Source organism: Pseudomonas entomophila (assembly GCF_029478665.1).
In the GTDB taxonomy this organism is placed as follows: Bacteria; Pseudomonadota; Gammaproteobacteria; order Pseudomonadales; family Pseudomonadaceae; genus Aquipseudomonas; species Aquipseudomonas entomophila_F.
In genome coordinates, this window is the sequence record NZ_JARPQB010000079.1 from 1 (window position 1) to 9,586 (window position 9,586).

At 64.5% G+C, this 9,586-nt stretch carries 6 protein-coding genes; 4 read left to right on the forward strand and 2 right to left on the reverse strand.

Annotation, left to right across the window (positions count from 1 at the left end):
* Positions 1-54: 54 nt before the first annotated feature.
* A complete protein-coding gene (locus tag P5705_RS25205) occupies positions 55-3,351 on the reverse strand; it encodes a PAS domain S-box protein (protein WP_277463585.1) in 3,297 nt (1,098 codons plus the stop codon).
* A 61-nt stretch (positions 3,352-3,412) separates the two neighbouring features.
* Positions 3,413-4,291, reverse strand: a complete 879-nt coding sequence (locus P5705_RS25210) for a LysR family transcriptional regulator (RefSeq protein ID WP_240067232.1) — start codon at positions 4,289-4,291, stop codon at positions 3,413-3,415.
* 130 nt (positions 4,292-4,421) lie between these two features.
* On the opposite strand from P5705_RS25210, the gene leuC reads away from it, so the two are divergent.
* From leuC to asd, 4 genes are all read left to right on the forward strand, one after another.
* Positions 4,422-5,855 (forward strand): 3-isopropylmalate dehydratase large subunit, encoded by a 1,434-nt coding sequence (gene leuC / locus P5705_RS25215; protein WP_277463586.1) that lies wholly within the window; start codon positions 4,422-4,424, stop codon positions 5,853-5,855.
* A complete protein-coding gene (leuD, locus tag P5705_RS25220) occupies positions 5,852-6,496 on the forward strand; it encodes a 3-isopropylmalate dehydratase small subunit (RefSeq protein ID WP_277463587.1) in 645 nt (214 codons plus the stop codon). The genes leuC and leuD overlap by 4 nt, the downstream gene beginning before the upstream one ends.
* Before the next feature lie 107 nt (positions 6,497-6,603).
* Entirely contained in the window at positions 6,604-7,686 is a 1,083-nt protein-coding gene (gene leuB / locus P5705_RS25225; protein WP_277463588.1) for a 3-isopropylmalate dehydrogenase, read from the forward strand.
* A 63-nt stretch (positions 7,687-7,749) separates the two neighbouring features.
* The gene (asd, locus tag P5705_RS25230) at positions 7,750-8,862 is read left to right on the forward strand and encodes an aspartate-semialdehyde dehydrogenase (protein WP_277463589.1); all 1,113 of its coding nucleotides are present in this window, start codon (positions 7,750-7,752) and stop codon (positions 8,860-8,862) included.
* Positions 8,863-9,586 lie beyond the last annotated feature (724 nt).

A 9,586-nucleotide genomic window follows, 5' to 3' on the forward strand; every position in this document is an offset into this window, starting at 1 on the left:
ACCCGCTGCGCGGGTGATCGCGGCTGAAGCCGCTCCTACAGCGTATTGCGCATTTCAGTAATCCGCCGGCGCCTCCAGCAGCATCTGGCGAAACTCCGGCAGCGGCAGTGGCCGGCTGTGCAGGTAGCCCTGGTACAGGTGGCAACCCAGCCGCTCGAGGAACTCCAGCTGCTCTGTCAGCTCCACGCCCTCGGCGATCACCGCCAGTTCGAGGCTGCGTGCCATGGCCACGATGGCGCGGACGATTTCGGCATCGTTTGGGTCGACCGGCGCATCGCGCACGAAGGTCTGGTCGATCTTCAGCGCATCCACCGGCAGGCGCTTGAGGTAGGTGAGCGACGAATAGCCGGTACCAAAGTCATCCATGGCGAAACTCACGCCGAAGCGCTTGAGCTCGCGCATCTTGCTGATGGTGTCCTCGAGGTTCTGGATGACGATGCCTTCCGTGATCTCCAAGGTGAGCATGCGCCGCGGCAGGCGATAGTCGTCGAGGCTGCGCAGCACCCGCTCGACGAAGTCGTTCTGGCGGAACTGCCGTGGGCTGATATTGACGCACAGGCTGAAGTCGTCGGCGTCGATGAGGCCGTCTTCGAGCATGCGGGCGCAGGCGTCGCAGGCTTCGTCGAGGATCCAGCTGCCCACTTCGAGGATCAGGCCGCTCTCCTCGAGCACCTGGATGAACTGCGCTGGTGGCTGCTGGCCCAGTTGCGGATGGTGCCAGCGCAGCAGCACTTCGGCGCCGACGATGCGGTTGTCGCGGGCGTCGACCTGGGGTTGGAAGTGCAGGGCCAGTTCGCCCCGGGCCAGGGCCAGGCGCAGGTCGTTCTCCATGCGCAGGCGTTCGCTGGCGGCTTTTTGCATGGTGCTGTGGAACAGCTGGGTGGTGTTGCGCCCGGAATCCTTGGCCCGGTACAGGGCGATATCGGCGCGCTTGAGCAGGTCGGCGGGGGTCGCGCCGTGGTCGGGGATCAACGCCACGCCGATGCTGGGCGTCACCTGCAGGCGCTGGCCGTCCAGCGACATGGGTTCGGCCAGCAGCTCGCGCAGGGTGTCGGCCAGCTCGCGCACCTTGCTTTCCACCAGCTCGCGGCTGCCCTCCAGGCCACTGAGCAGCACCACGAACTCGTCGCCGCCCAGGCGCGCCACGGTGTCTTCCAGGCGCACGCTGGCCTCCAGGCGGGCAGTGATGATCTTCAGCACGGTGTCGCCCACCGGGTGGCCAAGCGAGTCGTTGATGTGCTTGAAGTGGTCGAGGTCGAGGAACAGCAGGGCGCCGCGCAGGTTGTGGCGCTTGAGCAGGGCGATCTGCTGGCTCAGGCGGTCCATCAGCAGCGCCCGGTTGGGCAGGTTGGTCAGGGGGTCGTGGTAGGCCAGGTGGCGGATCTGCGCCTGGGCGTTCTTCAGCAGGCTGACATCGCGGGCGGTGAGCAGCAGGCAGTCGGTTTCGTTGAGGCTGATCGGCTCCACCGACACCTCGACGGTGAGAATGTCGCCGCGCTTGTTGCGCCCGAGCATCTCGCGGTGATGCACCCGGCCGCGCTCGCGCAGCTCGTTGAGCAAGGCCGCGCGCTGCTTGTCGTCGGCCCAGATACCAATGTCGTAGACGCTGCGCCCCACCACCTCGGCGGCACTGTAGCCGGTCAGGCGGCAGAAGCCGTCGTTGACTTCCAGGTAGCAGCCGCTCTGGCGCTCGGTGATGATGATGGCGTCGGGGCTGGAGTGGAAGGCCTTGGCGAACTTCTCTTCGCTGGCCTTGAGCGCCGCTTCGGCGCGCTGCTGCTGGGTGATGTCGCGCAGGGTGGTGACGCTGCAGGGCTGGTTGTCGACGCTGATCAGGCGGCTGGAGATCACGCAGGTCAGTGGCGTGCCGTTGCGGTGGTTGACCCCGACCGCGACGTTGCTCAGGGCCTGGTCACGGATGACTCGCTCGATGCGCTGGGCGCGTTCCGACGACTCGGCCCACAGGCCAAGCTCTTCGGCGGTGCGGCCGATGACCTGATCGGTTTCCCAGCCGAAGGTCTGGCTGAAGGCCGGGTTGATTTCGATGAACTGCCCGGTGTCCTGGCGGGTCACGCAGATCGGGTCGGGGCTGACCTGGAACAGGCTGGCGAATTTCTCTTCGGAGGCGCTCAGGCGCTGTTCGCGCTCCACCTGGTCGGTGATGTCGAGCAGGGTGCCGGCCATGCGCAGCGGGTTGCCCTGCTCGTCGCGGTACAGCCGCGCACGGCTTTCGATAAAGCGCGTGGTGCCGTTTTCCAGCTGTACCTGGTAGGTGATCTGGTAGTTGCCGGCCGGGCCCTCGCGCAGGCTGCGGTAGGCCTGGCGCATGACATTGCGCTCGTCTTCGGGCACGCCCTCGAAGAAGGCGTCGAACGATTCATGGAAGGGCACTGGGGCCAACCCGTGCAATTGCGCGGCGCGGGCCGAGCCATAGAGCATGCCGCTGGGGATATGCCAGTCCCAGGTGCCCAGCTGCGCCGAGTCCAGGGCCAGGTCGAGGCGCTCCTGGCTGTCCTTGAGGGCCTGTTCGGCGCGTTTGCGCTCGGTGGTGTCGACAAAGGTGCTGATCAGGAAGGTGACGCCTTCCAGTTCGATGCCCTGGGTGCACAGGATGCCGTCGTGGACCTTGCCGCTGGTGGCGCGGAACTGCACCTCCATGATCAGTGGCCCGCTGCCGGCGCGGGTGGCCTCCAGCACCTGGAAGCGTTGTTCGGGGTTGACCCACAGGCCCAGTTCCAGGCTGGTCTTGCCCACCACCTGCGCGCCCGGCCAGCCGAACATGTGCTCGAAATGCTGGTTGACCTCGAAGATCATGCCGTCCTGCCGGCGGGTGAGCAGGATGGCGTTGGGGCTGAGGTGGAAGAGGGTGGCAAAGCGTTTTTCCGAGTTGATCAGCGCGGTTTCCCGCTCCCGCTGGCGGCTGATCTCGCGGATCACCCCGATCATCTGCGGATGGCCGTTGGCGTCATGGGTCAGGCTGCCGTTGATCTCCAGCCAGTGCACGCTGCCGTCGGGCCAGCGGATGCGGTGGCGCATGGCCTGCTCGACCGGTTCGCCATTGACTACCGCCTGGAAGGCCTGGCGGGTGCGGGCGCGGTCCTCCTCTGGCAGCAGGTCGAGGTAGTCGATGTCGGTGGGCAGCGGGCGCTGCGGGTCGAAACCGAACAGCGCCTGGGTGCCCCGCGACCAACTGACCCGGCCGCTGTCGATGTCCCACAACCAGGCGCCCAGGCGCGCGCCATTGAGCGCGGCCAGCAGTTGCGGCGCGTTCTGCCAGGCCTGTTCCGACTCCTGGGGATCGGCGGCGGAGATGCGTGGCAGGCGCGGAAAGCGATTTGCTGATTTGGGCATCGGTACCAGACCTTTGGCGAAAAACGCGTCCTTGTGGATGTAACGCCGTGCAGACGGCCGGTCAGGCGGACCCGGCATGGCTGTCGAGCAGGGCCATGAAGGCCCTGGCCGCGTTCGACAGCGTGCGTTCGGTATGCAATATGTAGCCTAGCTGGCGTGACAGCTGTATGCCGGGCAGGGCGATGGGCGCGACCTGCTCATCGAGCATAGTACGTGGTAGCACACTCCACGCCAGGCCGATGGACACCATCATCTTGATGGTTTCCAGGTAGTTGGTGCTCATGGCGATGTTCGGTGTCAGGCCCTGGCTTTCGAACAAGCGCTGGACAATGTGGTGGGTGAAGGTGTTGCCACCGGGAAAAACCGCCGGGTGGCGGGCGACATCGGCCAGGTCGACCTGGCCGTTGCTGGCCAGCGGGTGTTCCGGGGCGGCCACAAAGTCCAGGGCGTCGTCCCAGACCGGGACGGCGCGGACCAGGTGGTGAGGCTCCGGAGCCAGGGTGATCACGGCGATTTCCGCGCGGCCATGGAGAATTTCATCGTAGGCCGCTTCTGAATCGAGGAACTGGATGTCCAGCGCCACCGCCGGGTACTGGCGGGTGAAGGCGCGCAGCAGCGGCGGCAGGCGGTGCAGGCCTATATGGTGGCTGGTGGCCAGGGTGAGACGACCGGTCACCTCGCCGGTCAGGTTGGTCAGGGCACGGCGGGTGTCATCCAGTACATTGAGGATCTGGTAGGCGCGCGGCAGCAGGGCGCGGCCGGCCTCGGTCAGGGTGACTTCGCGGCCCAGACGGTCGAACAGGCGCACGTCCAGTTGCTGCTCGAGCCCGGCGATGCGTTTGCTGATGGCCGGCTGGGTCAGGTGCAGGCGTTCACCGGCCCCGGAAAAGCTGCCGGTTTCGGCGATGGCGATAAATGCACTGAGGTTGGCGAGGTCCATCTTTTGAATTCCTGATGGTTATGCAAAGCATGAAAATTATGAATTTGAGTTATTCAATCTATCGCCATAGGATCGTCCGTACAAGCCAAGGGGTCTTTGGCATAGAAAGACGCTGATGAGGAACAGTCTGATGGCTGGCAAAACGCTCTACGACAAACTCTGGGACGCCCATGAGGTCAAGCGCCGCGATGACGGCTCGTCCTTGATCTACATCGATCGCCACATCATCCACGAAGTGACGTCGCCCCAGGCCTTCGAGGGCCTGCGCCTGGCCAGCCGCAAGCCATGGCGGATCGACGCCAACATCGCCACCCCCGACCACAACGTGCCGACCACGCCGGAGCGCAAGGGCGGCATCGAGGCCATCGTCGACCAGGTGTCGCGCTTGCAGGTGCAGACACTCGATGAGAACTGTGACGAATATGGCATCGTCGAATTCAAGATGAATGACGAGCGTCAAGGCATCGTCCACGTCATCAGCCCTGAGCAGGGCGCCACCTTGCCGGGCATGACCGTGGTCTGCGGTGACTCGCACACCTCCACCCATGGTGCATTCGGCGCCCTGGCCCATGGCATCGGCACCTCCGAGGTCGAGCATGTGCTCGCCACCCAGTGCCTGGTGGCCAAGAAAATGAAGAACATGCTGGTGCGCGTCGAGGGCGAGTTGCCTGCCGGCGTCACCGCCAAGGACATCGTCCTCGCCGTGATCGGCAAGATCGGCACCGCGGGTGGCAACGGCCACGCCATGGAGTTCGCCGGCAGCGCCATCCGCGAGTTGTCGATGGAAGGCCGCATGACCATCTGCAACATGTCCATCGAAGCGGGCGCCCGCGTGGGCCTGGTGGCGGTCGACGACATCACCGTGAACTACGTCGAAGGCCGTCCCTATGCGCCGAAGGGCGAACAGTGGAAGCAAGCCGTCGCCAGCTGGAAGGGCCTGGTGTCCGATACGGACGCGGTGTTCGACACCGTGGTCGAGCTGGACGCCGCGCAGATCAAGCCGCAGGTCAGCTGGGGCACTTCGCCGGAGATGGTCCTGGCCGTCGACCAGCGCGTGCCGGACCCGGCCGCCGAGCCCGACCTGATCAAACGTGGCTCGATCGAGCGCGCGCTCAAGTACATGGGGTTGGCCGCCAACCAGGCGATCACCGACATCAAGCTCGACCGTGTGTTCATCGGCTCGTGCACCAACTCGCGCATCGAAGACCTGCGCGCCGCCGCCGAGATCGCCAAGGGCCGCAAGGTCGCCGCCAACGTCAAGCAGGCGCTGGTGGTGCCGGGCTCGGGCCTGGTCAAGGCCCAGGCCGAGCGCGAGGGGTTGGACAAGATCTTCCTCGAAGCCGGTTTCGAATGGCGTGAGCCGGGCTGCTCGATGTGCCTGGCGATGAACCCGGACCGCCTGGAGAGCGGCGAGCACTGCGCGTCCACCTCCAACCGCAACTTCGAGGGCCGCCAGGGCGCCGGTGGCCGCACCCACCTGGTCAGCCCGGCCATGGCCGCCGCCGCCGCGGTGACCGGCCACTTCATCGATGTCCGCGAGTTGATCCAAGGGAGCGCAGCATGAAAGCCTTCACCCAACACATCGGCTTGGTCGCGCCATTGGATCGTGCCAACGTCGACACCGACCAGATCATCCCCAAGCAGTTCCTGAAGTCGATCAAGCGCACCGGCTTCGGCCCCAACCTGTTCGACGAGTGGCGCTATCTTGACGTCGGCCAGCCTTACCAGGACAACAGCAAGCGCCCGTTGAACGAGGAGTTCGTGCTCAACCATGCGCGTTACCAGGGTGCCAGCGTGTTGCTGGCCCGTGAGAACTTCGGTTGTGGTTCGAGCCGCGAACACGCCCCCTGGGCGCTCGACGAGTATGGCTTCCGCAGCGTGATCGCCCCCAGTTTCGCCGACATCTTTTTCAATAACAGCTTCAAGAACGGTTTGTTGCCGATCATTCTCGACGCCGCTGAAGTCGACGAGTTGTTCAAGCAGGTCGAGGCCAATCCGGGCTACCAACTGACCATCGACCTCGAAGCCCAGGCGGTGACTCGCCCGGACGGCAAGGTGCTGAAGTTCGAGATCGACGCGTTCCGCAAGCATTGCCTGCTCAACGGACTGGACGATATCGGCCTCACGCTGCAGGACAGCGACGCGATCAAGGCGTTCGAGGGCCGGCACCGTGCCAGCCAGCCCTGGTTGTTCCGCGACGCTTGAGCGATTGCGGTTTGCCCGGCATCGCCTCGCGAATGTGAGCTACGATGCCGGGCCGGATTTTTCGGCGCTCCGACAGGGCGCGCCGCTTGATTGGATACGAGGAAAGCATGAGCAAGCAGATTCTGATTCTCCCAGGTGATGGCATCGGTCCGGAAATCATGGCCGAGGCGGTCAAGGTGCTGGAACTGGCCAACGACAAGTTCCAGCTCGGCCTCAGCCTCGCCCACGATGTGATCGGTGGCGCAGCCATCGACAAGCACGGCGTGCCACTGGCCGACGAGACCCTTGAGCGCGCGCGCCAGGCCGACGCCGTGCTGCTGGGCGCCGTGGGCGGCCCGAAGTGGGACAAGATCGAGCGTGACATCCGCCCGGAGCGCGGCCTGCTGAAGATCCGCTCGCAACTGGGCCTGTTCGCCAACCTGCGCCCGGCGATCCTCTACCCGCAACTGGCCGATGCCTCGTCGCTCAAGCCCGAGATCGTCTCCGGCCTGGACATCCTCATTGTCCGCGAGCTCACCGGCGGCATCTACTTCGGCGCGCCGCGCGGCCAGCGCGAGCTGGAAGGCGGCGAGCGCCAGGCCTACGACACCCTGCCGTACAGCGAAAGCGAAGTGCGCCGCATCGCCCGTGTCGGCTTCGACATGGCCCGTGTGCGTGGCAAGAAGCTGTGCTCGGTGGACAAGGCCAACGTCCTCGCCTCCAGCCAGCTGTGGCGCGAAGTGGTGGAAGAAGTGGCCAAGGACTACCCGGACGTCGAGCTCAGCCACATGTACGTCGACAACGCCGCCATGCAGCTGGTGCGCGCGCCCAAGCAGTTCGACGTGGTGGTGACCGACAACATGTTCGGCGACATCCTGTCGGATGAGGCTTCCATGCTCACCGGCTCGATCGGCATGCTGCCGTCGGCGTCGCTGGATGCCGACAACAAGGGCATGTACGAGCCGTGCCACGGTTCGGCGCCGGACATCGCCGGGCAGGGCATCGCCAACCCGCTGGCGACCATCCTCTCGGTGTCGATGATGCTGCGCTACAGCTTCAACCAGGCGGTCGCCGCCGAAGCCATCGAGCAGGCCGTGAGCCTGGTGCTGGACCAGGGCCTGCGCACCGGTGACATCTGGTCGGCCGGTTGCACCAAGGTCGGTACGCAGGAAATGGGCGACGCAGTAGTCGCAGCGCTGCGGAATCTGTAATCTCTCTGGCCCGCCACCAAAAACTCCCGGTGGCGGCCCACTTTTAGCAAAGGTGTAGTTGCGATGAAACGTGTAGGTCTGATCGGTTGGCGTGGAATGGTCGGTTCCGTGCTCATGCAGCGGATGCTCGAAGAGCAGGACTTCGACCTGATCGAGCCGGTGTTCTTCACCACCTCCAATGTCGGTGGCCAAGGCCCTGCCGTGGGCAAGGACATTGCCCCGCTGAAGGATGCCTACAGCATTGAAGAGCTCAAGACCCTCGACGTGATCCTGACCTGCCAGGGCGGCGACTACACCAACGAAGCCTTCCCCAAGCTGCGCGAAGCCGGCTGGCAGGGGTACTGGATCGACGCCGCTTCCTCGCTGCGCATGCAGGATGACGCGGTGATCATCCTCGACCCGGTCAACCGCAAGGTCATCGACCAGCAGCTGGACGCGGGCACCAAGAACTACATTGGCGGCAACTGCACCGTCAGCCTGATGCTGATGGGCCTGGGCGGCCTGTTCGAAGCCGGCCTGGTGGAGTGGATGAGCGCCATGACCTACCAGGCGGCCTCGGGCGCCGGCGCGCAGAACATGCGTGAGCTGATCAAGCAGATGGGCGGTATCCACGCGGCCGTGGCCGATGACCTGGCCAACCCGGCCAGCGCCATCCTCGATATCGACCGCAAGGTGGCCGAAGCCATGCGTGGTGAGGGCTTCCCGACCGAGAACTTCGGCGTGCCGCTGGCCGGCAGCCTGATCCCGTGGATCGACAAGGAGCTGCCGAACGGGCAGAGCCGTGAAGAGTGGAAGGCCCAGGCCGAGACCAACAAGATTCTCGGGCGCTTCAAGAGTCCGATTCCGGTCGACGGTATCTGCGTGCGCATCGGCGCCATGCGTTGCCACAGCCAGGCGCTGACCATCAAGTTGAACAAGGATGTGCCGCTGGCGGATATCGAAGGGCTGATCAGCCAGCACAACCCTTGGGTGAAGCTGGTGCCGAACCAGCGTGAGATCAGCATGCAGGAGCTGAGCCCGACCAATGTGACCGGGACGCTGAATGTGCCTGTGGGGCGGCTGCGCAAGCTGAACATGGGGTCGCAGTATCTTGGGGCTTTCACGGTGGGTGACCAGTTGCTGTGGGGGGCTGCGGAGCCGCTTCGTCGCATGCTGCGGATTTTGCTGGAGCGGTGATTCGGCGTTGAATTGACGCTTGAATCGAGAAACCCGTGCCTTGAGTGGTGCGGGTTTTTTTATGGGTGATTGGATCTGGTTAGCTGGTTAGCTGGTTAGCTGGTTAGCTGGTTAGTTGGTTCTGGGCTATATGGGCATATCCGTTTGCTATGTAGACGCAGAGTCACCTTTCCGCCCTTACGGCGGGTCACTTTTGGTCTTGGCCAAAAGTAACCAAAAGCCGCTCGCTCCATCATACGGCCCTCCGCTACGCTCCGGGTCCCTTCGCTCCGGCGCCTTCCGGGCCCGCGCGGCCTACGACTTGCTGCGCAAGTCTACATCTCGCGCCTTCGGCTACGCCGAAGGGTGCTGCGCACCTGGCCCTCCAGACGCCTGCGCTCAGCCTCCTGAAGTCGCGAAGTTACGGGCGGCGCCTAGGCTGGCGCAGCTGTCGCTAGTTGTTTATTCATGGCCTTGAGCACGCATTCGCCGGCAAAGCCGGCTCCTACCGGAGAGTGCAAAGCCGTACCATTGTAGGAGCCGGCTTTGCCGGCGAACCATTGGTACAAACACCACAACCATCACTGCACTCCATTGCTATCAAACTTTCCGCTCTTTGCTCTTTGCTCTTTGCTCTTTGCTCTTTGCTCTTTGCTCTTTGCTCTTTGCTCTTTGCTCTTTGCTTCTGCGAGCGCGCAGCGCCTCGCCCGGCTTTTGATCTTGATGCGCGATAGTCCAGGCGCCG